13 protein-coding genes and 2 pseudogenes are annotated in these 13,844 nt (G+C 73.3%); 6 read left to right on the top strand and 9 right to left on the bottom strand.

Annotated features, from left to right (window positions below):
- Position 1: 1 nt before the first annotated feature.
- From SSQG_RS16985 to SSQG_RS16965, 5 genes and pseudogenes are all read right to left on the bottom strand, one after another.
- Entirely contained in the window at positions 2-646 is a 645-nt protein-coding gene (locus SSQG_RS16985) for a CatB-related O-acetyltransferase (protein WP_003991031.1), read from the bottom strand.
- A 187-nt stretch (positions 647-833) separates the two neighbouring features.
- Positions 834-1,448, bottom strand: a complete 615-nt coding sequence (locus SSQG_RS16980) for a flavin reductase family protein (RefSeq protein ID WP_003991030.1) — start codon at positions 1,446-1,448, stop codon at positions 834-836.
- Positions 1,449-1,589: 141 nt separating this feature from the next.
- Positions 1,590-2,381 carry an enoyl-CoA hydratase/isomerase family protein gene (locus tag SSQG_RS16975; protein WP_039935141.1) on the bottom strand — a complete coding sequence of 264 codons (792 nt, stop codon included), beginning with the start codon at positions 2,379-2,381 and terminating at the stop codon, positions 1,590-1,592.
- Positions 2,378-4,607, bottom strand: a pseudogene (locus tag SSQG_RS16970) (acetate--CoA ligase family protein). The gene SSQG_RS16975 and the pseudogene SSQG_RS16970 overlap by 4 nt, the downstream one beginning before the upstream one ends.
- Before the next feature lie 555 nt (positions 4,608-5,162).
- Positions 5,163-6,377 (bottom strand): flavin-containing monooxygenase, encoded by a 1,215-nt coding sequence (locus SSQG_RS16965; RefSeq protein ID WP_003991026.1) that lies wholly within the window; start codon positions 6,375-6,377, stop codon positions 5,163-5,165.
- Between the two features lie 321 nt (positions 6,378-6,698).
- Here SSQG_RS16965 and SSQG_RS16960 point away from each other — a divergent pair, with 321 nt between their 5' ends.
- Both SSQG_RS16960 and SSQG_RS16955 read left to right on the top strand, forming a co-directional pair.
- The gene (locus SSQG_RS16960; RefSeq protein ID WP_003991025.1) at positions 6,699-7,148 is read left to right on the top strand and encodes a DoxX family protein; all 450 of its coding nucleotides are present in this window, start codon (positions 6,699-6,701) and stop codon (positions 7,146-7,148) included.
- Positions 7,148-7,570: a Zn-ribbon domain-containing OB-fold protein gene (locus SSQG_RS16955; RefSeq protein WP_003991024.1), complete on the top strand. Its 423-nt coding sequence runs from the start codon at positions 7,148-7,150 to the stop codon at positions 7,568-7,570. Before SSQG_RS16960 ends, SSQG_RS16955 begins: the two co-directional genes overlap by 1 nt.
- On the opposite strand, the gene SSQG_RS16950 is transcribed toward SSQG_RS16955, so the two are convergent.
- Positions 7,524-8,057 carry a kinase gene (locus SSQG_RS16950; RefSeq protein WP_003991023.1) on the bottom strand — a complete coding sequence of 178 codons (534 nt, stop codon included), beginning with the start codon at positions 8,055-8,057 and terminating at the stop codon, positions 7,524-7,526. The two genes, SSQG_RS16955 and SSQG_RS16950, sit on opposite strands and share 47 nt — an antisense overlap.
- Positions 8,058-8,146: 89 nt before the next feature.
- On the opposite strand from SSQG_RS16950, the gene SSQG_RS16945 reads away from it, so the two are divergent.
- From SSQG_RS16945 to SSQG_RS16935, 3 genes are all read left to right on the top strand, one after another.
- The gene (locus SSQG_RS16945; RefSeq protein ID WP_039932911.1) at positions 8,147-8,746 is read left to right on the top strand and encodes a GNAT family N-acetyltransferase; all 600 of its coding nucleotides are present in this window, start codon (positions 8,147-8,149) and stop codon (positions 8,744-8,746) included.
- 107 nt (positions 8,747-8,853) lie between these two features.
- Positions 8,854-9,066, top strand: a complete 213-nt coding sequence (locus tag SSQG_RS16940; protein WP_003991021.1) for a DUF4287 domain-containing protein — start codon at positions 8,854-8,856, stop codon at positions 9,064-9,066.
- A 57-nt stretch (positions 9,067-9,123) separates the two neighbouring features.
- Positions 9,124-10,008, top strand: a complete 885-nt coding sequence (locus tag SSQG_RS16935; RefSeq protein WP_003991020.1) for a GNAT family N-acetyltransferase — start codon at positions 9,124-9,126, stop codon at positions 10,006-10,008.
- A 60-nt stretch (positions 10,009-10,068) separates the two neighbouring features.
- Here SSQG_RS16935 and SSQG_RS16930 read toward each other — a convergent pair.
- From SSQG_RS16930 to SSQG_RS16920, 3 genes and pseudogenes are all read right to left on the bottom strand, one after another.
- Positions 10,069-10,811: pseudogene (locus SSQG_RS16930) on the bottom strand (class I SAM-dependent DNA methyltransferase).
- A 113-nt stretch (positions 10,812-10,924) separates the two neighbouring features.
- On the bottom strand, positions 10,925-11,590 hold the full coding sequence (locus SSQG_RS16925) for a pyridoxine/pyridoxamine 5'-phosphate oxidase (protein WP_003991018.1): 666 nt from the start codon (positions 11,588-11,590) through the stop codon (positions 10,925-10,927).
- 274 nt (positions 11,591-11,864) lie between these two features.
- Positions 11,865-13,037 carry a thiolase C-terminal domain-containing protein gene (locus tag SSQG_RS16920; protein WP_003991016.1) on the bottom strand — a complete coding sequence of 391 codons (1,173 nt, stop codon included), beginning with the start codon at positions 13,035-13,037 and terminating at the stop codon, positions 11,865-11,867.
- A gap of 109 nt (positions 13,038-13,146) precedes the next feature.
- Between SSQG_RS16920 and SSQG_RS42740 the strand changes: the two genes are divergently transcribed.
- Positions 13,147-13,844: acyl-CoA dehydrogenase family protein (locus SSQG_RS42740; RefSeq protein WP_039932909.1), on the top strand; the 698-nt coding region annotated here is incomplete at its 3' end.

Here is a 13,844-nt window from a genome sequence, read left to right as displayed (position 1 = left end):
GCTACGAGATGCCCGGCGCCGCGGCCTCCAGGTCGGCGATGCTGCCCGACATGATCGTGCGTACGTGTGCGGTGATGTGCTCTGCGGGCCAGTCCCACCAGGCCACCGCCAGGAGCCGGGCGATGTCCTCGTCGTCGTAGCGGCTGCGGATGAGGCGGGCCGGGTTGCCGCCGACGATGCCGTAGTCGGGGACGTCGGTGGTGACCACGGCGCCGGTGGCGATGATCGCCCCGTGCCCGATCCGTACGCCGGGCATCACCGTCGTGCCGTGGCCGAACCAGACGTCGTTGCCGACGACGGTGTCCCCGCGGTTGGGCAGGCCGGTCAGCAGGTCGAAGTGTTCCGCCCAGGAGCCTCCCATGGTGGGGAAGGGGAAGGTCGAGGGGCCGTCCATCCGGTGGTTGGCGCCGTTCATGATGAACCGCACGCCCGTGCCCAGCGCGCAGAACCTGCCGATGATCAGCTTCTCCGGCCCGTAGTGGTACAGCACGTTGCGGGTCTCGAACGCCGTCGGGTCGTCCGGGTCGTCGTAGTAGGAGTACTCCCCGACCTCGATCAGCGGGGACTTGACGAGGGGCTTGAGCAGGACCACCCGCGGCTGCTCGGGCATCGGGTGCAGGACCGTCGGGTCGGCAGGCACTGGCATGGGCGCGTTTCCTCATCGGCGTCGGGTCGGTGTCCGGCCTATTGTGAACCCGGCAACTGCACTGATTCGTCTCGCTGCCGGCCAGGCCGCCGGGGGCGAGTGAACCGGCCCGGTCCGTCGGTTCGGTCCGTCGGTTCAGTCCGTCGGTTCAGTCCGTCGGTTCAGTCCGTCGGTTCAGTCCGTCGGTTCAGTCCGTCGGGCCGTCCGTCAGGTGGGCGAACCGGCCCCGGTGGAAGAGCAGCGGTCCCTCCGGATCGTCCGTGTCCGTGCCGAGGGCGTTCACCCGGCCCACCACGATGAGGTGGTCGCCGCCGGTGTGGACGGCGTGGATCGCGCAGTCGATCCAGGCGACGGCTCCCGGCAGGCGTGGTGAGCCGGACACCGGTGCCGCGTCGTACGCCACGCCCGCGAACTTGTCCGCCCCGCTGACCGCGAAGGCACGGCAGAGCCCGGCCTGGCGGGACCCCAGGACGTTCACGCAGAACACCCCCGCGCGAGCGATGCGCGGCCAGGTCGTCGACGCGCGGCCGACCATGAAGGCGACCAGGGGCGGGTCCAGGGAGAGGGACGTGAAGGACTGACAGGCGAAGCCCGCGGGGGAGTCGGCGGCGGTGGCGGGAGGGGCCGTGATGACGGCCACGCCCGTCGCGAAGTTCCCGAGGACCCTGCGGAACTCACGCGGGTCCAGGGGAGCGCGCTCGTCGGCGCCCACGCACCGCAGTTCGGGGCGCGGCAGCGCTTCGACGGGCTCCGGGGCGGTGGTGCGGACCGACCTGAGGTAGCGGACGGCGGCTTCCGCCATCCCTGTTTGTCCCATCACACCCGCCATTGAAACTGACGGTCCGTCAGATGGGAAGGCTCGGGACTCGGGACTCGGGACTCGGGACTTAGGGCGCAAGGCGCAAGGTGCAAGGAGCAAGGAGCAAGGAGCAAGGCGCAAGGCTCAGCGGCCTGTGAACTCCGCGCCCCGTCGCTCCACGAAGCTCCGCACGCCCTCCCGCGCGTCCGCCGTCGTCATGTTGATCTCCTGTGCGGCGGCCTCGGCCGCGAAGGCGGTGGCGCGGTCGGTGTCCAGGGAGGCGTTGACGAGGTGCTTGGTCAGGGCGAGGGCACGGGTCGGGCCGGTGGCCAGGCGCGTGGCCCATTCCGTGGCCGTCTTCTCCAGCTCGTCGTCCGGCACGACCCGGTTGACCAGCCCGAGCCGCTCGGCGTCCGCCGCGGTGAGCGCGTCGCCGAAGAACATCAGCTCCTTGGCGCGCTGGGGGCCGACGAGGCGGGGCAGCAGGTAGGCGCCGCCCCCGTCGGGCACCAGCCCGCGCCGTACGAACACCTCGATGAACCGTGCCGACCGCGCGGCCAGGACGAGGTCGCAGGCGAACGCGAGATGCGCGCCCAGCCCGGCGGCCGTGCCGTTCACCGCCGCGAGGACCGGCTTCTCGCAGTCGAGCACGGCGGAGATCAGCCGTTGGGCGCCGGTGCGGAGGGTGCGGGCGACGTCGCCGGGGGCGCGTTCGCCGGTCGTGGCGGTGCCGCGGAGGTCCGCTCCGGCGCAGAAGCCGCGGCCCGTTCCCGTGATCACGACGGCTCGGGTCGCGGCGGTCGCGGAGGCCTCCGACAGCAGGCGGACGATCTCGTCCCGCTGGCCGGGCGTGAGGGCGTTGAGGGTCTCGGGCCGGTTGAGGGTGATGGACAGGACGTCGTCGCCGGTGGTGTGCAGGACAGCGGGTTCCGTCATCGGCCGCACACCGCCAGCGCGTCCAGGGCCACCGCGCCCTGTCCCTGGGGCAGCACCATCAGCGGGTTGATGTCCAGCTCCGCGAGCCGGTCCCCGAGTTCCAGGGCCATGCGCTGCACGCGCAGGACGACCTCGACGAGCGCGTCCAGATCCGCCGGCGGCCGCCCCCGGACCCCGTCGAGCAGGGCCCGCCCGCGCAGCCCGGCGAGCATGTCCCGGGCCTGCTCCTCGCCGAACGGCGGTACTCCGACGGCGGTGTCGCGCAGGACCTCGACGAGCACGCCGCCGAGGCCGACCGTCACGGTCGGGCCGAACAGGTCGTCGTGGGTGACGCCGACGACCATCTCGACGCCCTGCTCGACCATCTGGCAGACCAGGACGCCGTCCAGGGAGACGCCCTCGTAGCGGGCGATGTCGGTCAGCTCCCGGTAGGCGTCGCGGACCTGGCTCGCCGAGGTCAGGCCGATCTTCACCAGGCCCAGTTCGGTCTTGTGGGCGATGCGGGCGCCCGAGGCCTTCATCACCACCGGGTAGCCCACCAGGCCCGCCGCCCGTACGGCGGCCGCCGCGCTGGTCACCAACTGCTCGCGCGGCACCCGGATGCCGTACGCCCGCAGCAGTTGCTTCGCCGCGTGCTCGCTCAGCTGCTCACCCGGGTGCATGAGCGCCTGTGCCTTGCGGTAGGACGGCGAGGGGGTGCGCGGGGCCTCGTCGAACGGGGAGCGGTAGCCGGTCGTGAAGCGGTGGTGGGCGAGGTGGGCGCGGACGGCGGTGAGGCAGTTGCCGACCGTGCGGAAGGTGGCCACGCGCGAGGAGCCGAGCAGGACGTCCCGGTAGGCCGGCTCGGTGCCGACCGGCGACCCCCACACCACGCACACCAGCTTGTCCGTCTGCTCCGCCGCGTCCACCAGGTCCCGTACCAGCCGGTCGCTGAGCGGGGGGAACGGCCCGGTGATCGGGCAGATCAGCACGCCCACCGCCGGGTCGTCGAGGATCGCGTCGATGATCTTCCGGCCGCGTTCGTCCCCGACCGGATGCCCGCCGTTGTCGACCGGGTTGGCGACGCTCAGGTACTCGGGTATCCACTGGTGCAGCTCGGCCTGCCTGGCCTCGGACAGGACGGGCAGGCGCAGGCCCGCCTCGGTCGCCAGGTCGGCGACGTGCGCGCCCGTGCCGCCCGAGATGGAGTAGACGACGACCCCGTCCGCCCGGGGCGGCCGGGCCCGGGCCAGGAGGGCTGCCGTGTCCTGGAGTTCGTCGAGCCCGTCGACGCGGATCACGCCGAACTGGCGCAGCGCCGCGTCCACCACCGCGTCAGCGCCGGTCAGTTTGCCGGTGTGGGAGGCCGCCGTGCGGGCGCCGGTCTCGGTGCGGCCGACCTTGACGGCGACGACCGGCACACCGCGCCGGGCGGCCCGGTCGGCGGCGAGCAGGAAGGAGCGGCCGTCCTTCAGCCCTTCGAGATAGCAGGCGATGGCGCCGACCTCGGGCCGCTCGGCGAAGTAGGAGAGGAAGTCGGCGGTCTCCAGGTCGGCCTCGTTGCCGGTGGGCGCCCAGTGGGAGAGGCGGATGCCGAGCTCCTGGAGGGCGAAGACGGGGCGGCCCTGGTGGCCGGACTGGGTGATCAGCGCGATCGCCGGACCCTCCAGGTCGTCGCGGAACCGCTCGAAGGCGTTGAGGTTGGTGTTGGGGCCCAGCAGTCGCAGCCCGGACTGGGCGACGACCTCGGCCAGCCGTCGCTGAGCGGCCGCGCCCGCCTCGCCGGTCTCCGCGAAGCCGGAGGCGAAGACGACCGCGAACCGGGCCTTGGCCTCGGCGAGTTCCTCGACGACGGGGAGCGGGTCGCCGACCAGCACCACGGCCAGGTCGACCTGCTCGGGCAGGTCGGCGACGGACGGGGAGCAGGGGGTGCCGAAGACGGACGGCCGGCTCGGATGCACCGGATACAGCCGGGCACCGACCCGCCCGGCCCAGTCGGCCAACTGCCGCGTGATGCCGGTGTTGGGGCGGCCCTCGCTGTCCGAGGCGCCCGATCACGGCGACGGACCGGGGGCGGAAGAAGAGGTCCAGATCGGGTACGCCGGCGTGCAGGGGACGCCCGCTGACGTCGAGGTCGCCCACCTGGGCCGGCCTGCCGTGCACGGCGGGCCCGGACCGTTCGCCACAGGCGATGGCCCGGGCCCGGCGGGAGTCGGTGGTGAGGGTGCCGTGGGTCGATCCAAGCATCGTTCCGCCCGCTCCTGTGAGACAGCCGCTAACTGACGCCATGTCAGATTATCCGAACTGACTCCACGTCAGGAACGGTCGTGCGGCCAGCAAGTTCCGGCCCGGACGGCAGCCCGGCTCCGGCCGGCGTGGGGCTGCGGCGGCACTCCGGAGTCCGGCCCCCGGTCGCAGTCCGGCAGCCGTGACGCTGTCGGGCCCCGGCCACTGTCTGGCCCCGGGCGCGGCGGCAGGCGGGAGTGCGGCCTTGGTCCCGGTCTCAGTGCGGCAGCGGTGACGCTGTCGGGTTCCGGCCACTGTCTGGCCCCGGTCGTCGTCCGGGCCCGCCGGCAGGCAGGAGTGCGGTCCCGGTCTCAGCGCGGCGGCAGCCGTGACGCAGTCCGGTCCTGGCCGCTGTCCGGGCCCGGCCGTCGTCCCGTCGCGGCGGCAGGCAGGGGTGCGGCATCGGCCCCGGTCGCAGTGCGCCCGCCGCGACGCAGTCCGGCCCCGGGCCACTGTCCGGACCCCGTCGCCGTCCGGCCCCGCCGGGAGTCAGGAGTGCGGGGCCCCGGCCTCCTCTCAGCCCGGCAGGCGTGACACCGCCCCCGCGGCGAGCGACCGGTCGCGGGCCATCGCTTTCGCGATGCGCACCGCGTCGAGCGCCATCTCGCGGAGGTTGCCGCTGATCGGGTTGGTGAAGCCCGTGAAGTACAGGCCGGGGGCCGTGGGTGGGGTGCGGGGGCCGTGGGTGACGGGCTTCCCTTGCGCGTCGAGGACGTCGAGGTGGCCGACGAGGCCGTCCAGGGCGCGGACGTACCCGGTCGCGGCGATCACGGCGTCCGGGGAGATCCGGCTGCCGTCGGCCAGCGCGATTTTGCCGCCGTCCTCGAAGCCGTCCACGGCGGCCACGATCTCCACCCTGCCCTTGCGGACCGCGTCGATCAGACCGACGTCCTGCACCGGGATCGCCCCCTGCTTCACCCGGGTGTACAGCCCCGTGTCGGGGCGGGGCAGGCCGTGCGCCGACAGGTCGGGAACCGCCACCCTGGCCTGCGCCCGGCTGATCCGGTCGACGAGGCCGACCGGCAGCCGCCGCACGAGGATGCCGCTGTACTGGGCGGGCCAGCCGGCGGTCGAACGCCGCACGATGTGCGGGGCGGTGCGCACCGCCAGCCGCACCCGGGAGGCCCCGCTCTCCACCAGGTCGACGGCGATCTCGGCGCCGGTGTTGCCGACGCCGACGACGAGCACGTCCCGGTTCGCGTACGGCTTGCCGTTGCGGTACTCACCGGCGTGCAGGAACTCGCCGGGGTACGTGTCGCGGCCGGGCCAGTCGGGCACGCGGGGCGTGTGGTTGTAGCCGGTGGCGACGACGACCGCCGCACCGCTCAGCTCCCGGCCACCGGTGGCGTGCAGCAGCCAGCCCGTGCCGTCGGCCGTCCGCTCGATGCGCGACACCTCGACGCCGGTGACGATCTCGAGCCGGTGGTGCTCGGCGTACTTCTCCAGGTACCGCACCACGTTGTCCCGGGACACCCAGCGCCCGAACCGGCGTGGCATCGGCAGCCCGGGCAGGGCCGACAGGCGGCGGGTGGTGTGCAGGTGCAGCCGGTCGTAGTGGCCGCGCCAGGACGCCCCGACCCGGTCGGACTTCTCCAGGACGACCGCCCGTATGCCCCGGGCACGCAGTGCGTACGCGGCGGCGAGTCCGCCGGGGCCGCCGCCTATGACGTAGACCGGACGGTCCGGTGTGGGGTGCGCGGAGGAGTGTGGGGGCGTTGTGGACTCGGCCATGAGCGCGAGCGTAGCCACAGGCCTGCTTGATGGGTCTCGGTCAAGACCGGAATTGGTTTCGGATTGATCACGGCTGTAGGGGGAGAGGGTGGGGCTCGTGGCGTCACGGGCCCGGTTGTGGCGAGCCGGTGATCGTTCCTGACGTCCGTCGGCGTCGGCCACCGACGAGGGATGGCGAGGGATGAAGCCGCCGACCGAGTTCGCGCACAGGGCGGCGCGCTCGTGGCGTCGACGCTCCCGCCGTCGATCTCGACGAGGACGCTGACGTTCAGGCGCTGTGGGGCCTTGCGCATCCGCATATCTGACGTACCGTCAGATCTCATGGACACGATCTGGCTCACCGGCCCGCAGTGGCTGGCCGTACTGCGGATCGGGCTCGGGCTGTGGTGGCTGGAGAGCTGGCGGCACAAGGACCGCAAGGCCTGGTTCGAACGGGGCACCGGCATCGCGTGGGCGGCCGGGATAGCGGGCAAGCACCGCTGGAGCGCGGTCCGTTCGGGCTTCGAGGCGGTCGTCGCGCCGCACCCGCGCGTGATGGCGTACGTCGTGGTCTACGCGGAACTCGCCCTCGGACTGGGCCTGATCACCGGCTTCCTCACCCCGGTCGCGCTGGTCGGCGGACTGCTTCTCAACACCCTCTACTTCACGCTCATGATCCACGACGTCGCCGAGCAGGGGCAGAACTCGATGATGGCGTTGATGTCGTGGGTCGGCCTGTTCGGGATGTCCTGGCAGACCTGGTCGCTGGACAGCGCGCTGGGACTGTTCTGATGAGCGGACGCTTCGACCTGCCCGAGCCCGACGCCTTCACCCGCGCGTACTGGGACGCCGCCGCCGAGGGCCGGCTGCTGATCCGCCGCTGCCGGGCCTGCGGCCGGGCCCACCACTACCCGCGCGAGTTCTGCCCCCACTGCTGGAGCGAGGACGTCGCCTGGGAGCCCGCGAGCGGCCGCGCCACCCTCTACACCTGGTCCGTCGTCCACCGCAACGACCTGCCGCCCTTCACGGACCGCACGCCGTACGTAGCCGCCGTGGTGGACCTGGCCGAGGGCCCGAGGATGATGACCGAGGTGGTCGGAGCGGGGGAGCTGTCGGCCGGGGCGGAACTGGAGGTGACGTTCCGGGAGGGGATCCCGGTGTTCCGGGTCAGCGGTCCGTCGCGGGCAAGGAGCCCAGGCCGGTCTCCCGCATGATGCGGTCGACGGTCTCGTGCAGGCCGCTGTCGGCGCCGACGACGGTCTCGACTCCGCCCGGCAGCAGATCGTGCGGCCGGTACCAGTCGCGCAGTTGCCCCTCGTGGACGTCGTCGGCGATCGGTTTGGTGGCGTGCCGGACGAGGGTCTGCGCGAACGGTACGTCCAAGTAGTACCCGTGGGTCGGGCCGCGGTGGTCCGCGCGCAGTCCGGCGAGCATCTCGCCGTAGCGGTCGGCATGGAGGATGCCTTCCACGACGACGTGGAACCCGGCGTCCAGGGCGTAGCGGGCGGTCAGGTCGATCAGGCCGATGTTGGCGGCGCCGGGCCGGTCTCGTTCGCGGAGCACGACGCGGCGGAGGTTGTCCTGGCCGACCAGGGCCAGGCCACGGCCGAACCTCTCGCGAAGCCCGGCGGCGACGGACGACTTGCCCGAGGCGCTGTTGCCGCGCAGCACGACCAGCCGGGTCTCTTCGGTGCCCACCATCACGGCGGTCACGCTACCGACCGACGATGACACCGTGTGCGGCGTTCACCCTCCTGCACCGCGCCTCGGACACGGGTTTGAATGGCCCCATGGCCCCCATACGCGATCAGTCCCCGGCTCCTCTGACCGAACTCCTCGGCCACGGCCTCCGGCTCCGCCCCTGGGACGCGGCGTCCGGCTCCGACGTCGAGACGTGGCTGCGCGGCCTCAGGGACCCGGAGTTCCAGCGCTGGAACACCCCGCTGAGGCTGGTCACGGACCGCAGGAGTGCCCAGGAGTCGCTGCTCGCCCGGGCGCAGAGCGCCACGGAGGGCACGTCGATGTCGTTCCGGATAGCCGACGCCCGCAGCGACACGGCACTGGGGCACATCGGCGTCAACGAGATCAAGTACCACCTGAAGGTCGCCCGCGTCGGCTACTGGGTGCTCCCCGAGGCCCGCGGCCAGGGCGTCGCCACCCGGGCGCTGCTGCTTGCCGCGCACTGGGCACTCACCGAACTCGGCTTGCACCGACTTGAGTTGGATCACGCCCTAGGTCACGACGCGTCCTGCCGGATCGCCGAGCGGTGCGGATTCGCCTACGAGGGCACCCTGCGTGGGGCGATCTTCCAGGAGGGCCGGCACGACGCGTTCCGCGACGCCCATCTGCACGCCCGCCTGGCCACGGATCCGGAGCCGGCAGGACCGTGAGGAGCCAGGGCCGGACGGCCGTATGACGCAGATCACTTCGGCTCCGCGATGAGTCCGCCCCGTCCCGGCGGTCATATCCGGCAACCACCGAGAAGGGACCACCCGAGATGACCGCACCCGTGAAGGGCCCCGCCAGCTACTTTCCCGCCATCGAGAAGAAGTACGGCCGACCGATCGCCGACTGGCAGGCGCTCGTCCGCTCCTCGCCGCTGACCCGGCACATGGAACTCGTCGACTGGCTCAAGACCGAGCACGGTCTCGGACACGGCCACGCCAACGCGCTCGTGGCCCACACCCGCGCCGAGGACAGCGGTAAGTGAGCGGGGGAAGCGAAGAATTCGGAGGCGCCGGGACGGGGGCCGACGGCACCATGGGGCATGGATACGGACACGCACACAGACACGGACACCGCCGACTGGCACCTCACCCATGACCTCGACGACTTCCTGACCCGCGCCGGCGACTTCCTCGACTCCCGGCCTGCCTTGCACACCGTCCCGTTGACCGTCACGGAGACGCTGCGCACCCATGGACCGCATGTGTACGGCGACGGCGCACCGGAGTTCGGTGTGCTGGAACGGGACGGAGTGGTCCGGGCGACGTTCTTCCGCACGCCCCCGCACCAGCTGAACCTCACCTCGCTGACCGCCGAGGAGGCGGGCACCCTGGCCGCGCGACTGGCCGGACTCGGGCGGCCCCTGCCCGGGGTGAGCGCCGACCGCGACACCGCCGGCGCCTTCGCCGAGGCCTGGCGCCGGCACACGGGAGCCACCGCCGTGCTCCGGCAGCGCCAGCGGCTCTACCGGCTCGGCACCCTGACCCCGCCCCGGCCGGTACCGCCCGGCAGGCCCCGGATCGCCGTCGCGCCGGACCGTGAGCTACTCGTCCGCTGGCACCTGGAGTTCGCGGACGCCGTCGGCACGGGCACCGTCCGGGACGTCGGCGAGTGGGCGAACGCGCGCATCGAGCACGGTGGCATCACCTTCTGGGAGAGCCCCGACGGCACTCCCGTCGCCATGGCCGGGACGACCCCCCAGGTCGCCGGCCAGGTCCGCGTCGCCTCCGTCTACACGCCAGCCCACCTCCGCGGGCGCGGCTACGCGGGCGCCGCCACGGCCGAGGTCAGCCGCGCCGCCCTGGCGGCCGGGGCGACGGAGGTGCTGCTCTTCACGGACCTCGCGAACCCGACCAGCAACGGCTTGTACCAGCGGATCGGATACCGGCCGGTGGCGGACTTCGCGGTCTACGACTTCGGGCGGTAGACGGATTCAGGCGGTGGACAGGTTCAGGCGGGGGGCAGGTTCCGGCGGGGGGGGGCAGGTTCAGGCGGTAGACGGGCTAAGGCGGTAGACGGAGACGTGGGAACGCGAATCGGCGGTGAACTCGCTACCGGACCAGTCCGCGTGCCTGGTCTCCAGCTCGAATCCGGCGAGCTGGGCCATGAGGTCGAGTCGGCCGGCCAGATGTAGCGGTGCGGGCTGCGGCTGAGCCGGGCCTGCTGGGTCTCGTCGAAGAAGAAGTGGTGCGAGACGACGCGCTGGTGCAGCACGTCATAGGTGTCCAGACCGATGTACTGGGAGTCGGACTGCCAGACGGTGGCCGTCTGGCCCGGTGGCAGCTTGCGCAGCTCGGGCACCCAGAGCTCGATCACGAACCGGCCGCCGGGCGTGAGATGACGGGCGGCGTTGCGGAAGCACTCGACCTGCTCGGCCTGGGTGAGCAGGTTGGAGATCGTGTTGTAGACGAGGTAGACCAGGCTGAACTCACCGGGCGCGACGGTGGTCGCCATGTCGCCGACGATCACGGGGATCGTCGCCTCGTCCGCCTTGGCCCGCAGTCGCTCCACCATCGGCACCGACAGCTCGATGCCCGTGACGGGCACTCCGCGTGCGGCGAGCGGCACCGCCACCCGGCCGGTCCCCACCGCGAACTCCAGGGCCGCTCCGCCGTCCGCGAGCTCGGCGAGGCGGTCCACGGCCGGTCCCAGGACCTCCGGCGCGAACATGCCGGTCCCGGGCGTGTCATAGCGCTGGGCGGCGTCGGCGTCCCAGATCTGCTCATGCATTCATTCCGCCCCAACACTCGCCGTCGGCGCGGGGGCGGTGTCCATCCCATTTACGCGCGCTCCCCTTTACCCGCGCGGTGGGCAGGCCCCGGCCGCTGCGCCCCCTCACGCCCTCACGGCCACAGCAGTTCCCGCGTCCACCCTTCCTCGGCGCGCCGGTAGCGGAGCCGTACGTGCCGGCGGGCCTCGTCGCCCTGGAAGAACTCCACCTCCTCGGCACGCAGCCGGTACAGCGTCCAGGACGGCACCGAGGTATCCGGCTCGCGCGCGGCCCGCTCCCAGGCCGCCTGGGAGGCCTGTGCCAGCTCCGCCACCGACCCGAGGACCTCGCTCTGGCGCCCGGTCAGGGCCGCGGCCAGCGCGCCCGTCGAGCGGGCGTGGAGATCGCCCTGGGCGTCGGCGGACGGGGCGGCTGACACCGTGCCGCGCACCCGCACCTGCCGGCCCAGCACCGGCCAGTAGAAGCAGAGCGCGGCGTACGGGCGGGAGGCGAGGTGGCGGCCCTTGCGGCTGCCGGCGTGGGAGGCGAAGGACCAGCCGGCCTCGTCAGCGCCGTGCAGCATCACGATCCGCACGTCGGGCAGGCCGGCCTCGTCCGAGGTCGCCAGCGACATGGTGTGCGGCTCGGACTGTCCGGCCGCCACCACCGCCGCGAACCACTCGGTGAACAGCTCCAGCGGGGTGGTGGGGGCGGCCTCGGTATCGAAGGGGGGCAGCCGGGTGACCTCCGGGTCCCAGACCCGCAGTGACCTCAGCAGCTCATGAAGATCGGTTGCCATCCCCCGATTGTCACCCGGCCCCCCAACTCCTTGACGCCCCGGCCTCCCGGGCTCCCGGCTTCCCGGGCTCCCCGGCCTCCCGGCCTCCCGGGCTCTCGGCTCCCCGGGCTCCCGGGCTCCCGGCTTCCCGGGCTCCCCGGCCTCCCGGCCTCCCGGGCTCTCGGCTCCCCGGGCTCCCGGGCTCCCGGCTTCCCGGGCTCCCGGCCTCCCGGCTCCCCGGCCTCCCGGCTCCCCGGGCTCCCGGGCTCCCCGGCCTCCCGGGCTCCCGGCCCCCTCACCCCGCCCCCAACACCACCGTCCCCGACGAGCAGAACCACCCACCCGTCCCCGACGCCACCGCCAGTCGCGGCGGTGTCCCGTCGGCCCGTCGTACCTGGCGGTGCCCGCCCGCCTCGCCCCGCAGCTGCCGCACCGCCTCCACCAGCAGGAACAATCCCCGCATCCCGGGGTGCTGAGCCGAGAGCCCACCCCCGTCGGTGTTCACCGGCAGCCCGCCGCCCCCGACCCGCAGCCGCCCCTTCTCCACGAACGCCCCGCCCTCGCCCTTCCCGCAGAAGCCCAGGTCCTCCAGCGTCACCAGGGTCATGTAGGTGAACGCGTCATAGATCTCCGCGAGGTCCATCTCGTCCGGCCGTACGCCGGCCCGCTCGAAGGCCAGCCGGCCGCTCACCGCCGCCGGGGACACCGTGAAGTCCGGCCAATCGGACATGGCCGCGTGCGAGACGTGCTCCCCGCTGCCCAGCACCCACACCGGTGCCGTACGGCAGTCCCGTACGTACTCCTCCGCCGCCAGCAGCACCGCCGCCCCGCCGTCGGAACGGACGCAGCAGTGCAGCTTGGTGAAGGGGTCCGCGATCATGGGGCCGGCCAGGACCTCGTCCACCGTGACCGGAGTGCGGAACATCGCCTCCGGGTTCGCGGCCGCGTTGGCCCGCGCCTGGACCGCCACCTCCGCCAGCTGCTCGATCGTCGTGCCGTACTCGATCATGTGGCGGCGGGCCGCCATGGCGTACTTGGCGATCAGGGTGTGGCCGTACGGGACCTCGAACTGTGAGGGGCCGCGGGTGCCGAAGGACAGCGTGCCGGTGCGGCGGCCCGCGCGGACGTCGGCGCGGGCCGTCGAGCCGTAGGCCAGCAGCACCGCGCGCGCGTGCCCGGCCGCGATCGCGTCCGCCGCGTGGGCCGCCATGACCTCCCAGGTGGAGCCGCCGACGGAGGTGGAGTCGACCCAGGTGGGGCGAAGTCCCAGGTACGCGGCGACCTCGACCGGGGCCAGGGTGCCGAGGCCCGCCGAGGCGAAGCCGTCGACCAGCGACCGGTCCAGGCCCGCGTCGGCCAGGGCGCGCCGGGCCGCCTGGGCGTGCAGGGCGTAGGGAGTCGCGTCGTCCACCCGGCCGCAGTCCGAGAGGGCCACACCGACGACGGCCACGTTCCTCCGGGCAACCATGAATCTGACGGTACATCAGATAACCCGGAGCGCAAGCGCGGCAGGACTCTGGGCATCCCCGTCCCGGCGCCCTAATATGACGCCCCGTCAGATGCGGAGGTGGTACCCCATGGACGCCCGCTTCACCACCGAACAGGACGAGATCCGCCGCACCCTGCGCGAACTGCTCCACAAGCGCTGCGGCCCCGAGGAGCTGCGGGCCGCCGTCGACACCCCGGCCGGACACGACCTGGCCCTGTGGAGCGCCCTCGCCGAGCAGCTCGGCCTGCCCGGGCTGGCCCTCCCGGAGGACCACGGCGGCGCCGGCTGCTCGGTGACCGAGCTGGCCCTGGCCTGTGAGGAGACGGGCCGGGCCCTCGCCCCCTCGCCCCTGCTCGCCACGGCCGTCCTCACCGCGCCCCTGCTGCTCGCCCTCGGCACCGACGCCCAGCGGGCCCGCCTCCTCCCGCGCATCGCCTCCGGCCGCCTCACCGCCGCCCTCGCCGTGCCGGGCCCGGCCCTCACCACCGCCCTCGCGCTCACCGGCCACGACCCGCGCGGGGACTGGGCGGGCGGCGGCCGGGCCGGGGGCGTGCAGGCGCGGCGGGCGGACGGCGGCTGGCGGCTGTACGGGCAGGTCGAGCAGGTCCTCGACGGGCACAGCGCCGATGTGCTCCTGGTCGCCGCGCACGCCGGGGGCTTCGCCCGTTCCCGCGTGCTGCTCTTCCTGGTGCGCGGTGACGCGGCCGGGCTCACCCGGGTACGACTGACCGCACTGGACGCGACCCGTCCGCAGGCCCGCGTCCAACTGCGGAACACCAAGGCCGA

This window comes from Streptomyces viridochromogenes DSM 40736 (genome assembly GCF_000158955.1).
GTDB lineage: Bacteria > Actinomycetota > Actinomycetes > Streptomycetales > Streptomycetaceae > Streptomyces > Streptomyces venetus.
This window is presented reverse-complemented; position numbering and strand designations above follow the sequence as displayed.

Coding starts and splice junctions, on each gene's coding strand:
- SSQG_RS16985 (WP_003991031.1), bottom strand. CDS start 646: ATGCCAGTGCCTGCCGACCCGACGGTCCTGCACCCGATGCCCGAGCAG.
- SSQG_RS16980 (WP_003991030.1), bottom strand. CDS start 1,448: ATGGCGGAAGCCGCCGTCCGCTACCTCAGGTCGGTCCGCACCACCGCC.
- SSQG_RS16975 (WP_039935141.1), bottom strand. CDS start 2,381: ATGACGGAACCCGCTGTCCTGCACACCACCGGCGACGACGTCCTGTCC.
- SSQG_RS16965 (WP_003991026.1), bottom strand. CDS start 6,377: ATGGCCGAGTCCACAACGCCCCCACACTCCTCCGCGCACCCCACACCG.
- SSQG_RS16960 (WP_003991025.1), top strand. CDS start 6,699: ATGGACACGATCTGGCTCACCGGCCCGCAGTGGCTGGCCGTACTGCGG.
- SSQG_RS16955 (WP_003991024.1), top strand. CDS start 7,148: ATGAGCGGACGCTTCGACCTGCCCGAGCCCGACGCCTTCACCCGCGCG.
- SSQG_RS16950 (WP_003991023.1), bottom strand. CDS start 8,057: ATGGTGGGCACCGAAGAGACCCGGCTGGTCGTGCTGCGCGGCAACAGC.
- SSQG_RS16945 (WP_039932911.1), top strand. CDS start 8,147: ATGGCCCCCATACGCGATCAGTCCCCGGCTCCTCTGACCGAACTCCTC.
- SSQG_RS16940 (WP_003991021.1), top strand. CDS start 8,854: ATGACCGCACCCGTGAAGGGCCCCGCCAGCTACTTTCCCGCCATCGAG.
- SSQG_RS16935 (WP_003991020.1), top strand. CDS start 9,124: ATGGATACGGACACGCACACAGACACGGACACCGCCGACTGGCACCTC.
- SSQG_RS16925 (WP_003991018.1), bottom strand. CDS start 11,590: ATGGCAACCGATCTTCATGAGCTGCTGAGGTCACTGCGGGTCTGGGAC.
- SSQG_RS16920 (WP_003991016.1), bottom strand. CDS start 13,037: ATGGTTGCCCGGAGGAACGTGGCCGTCGTCGGTGTGGCCCTCTCGGAC.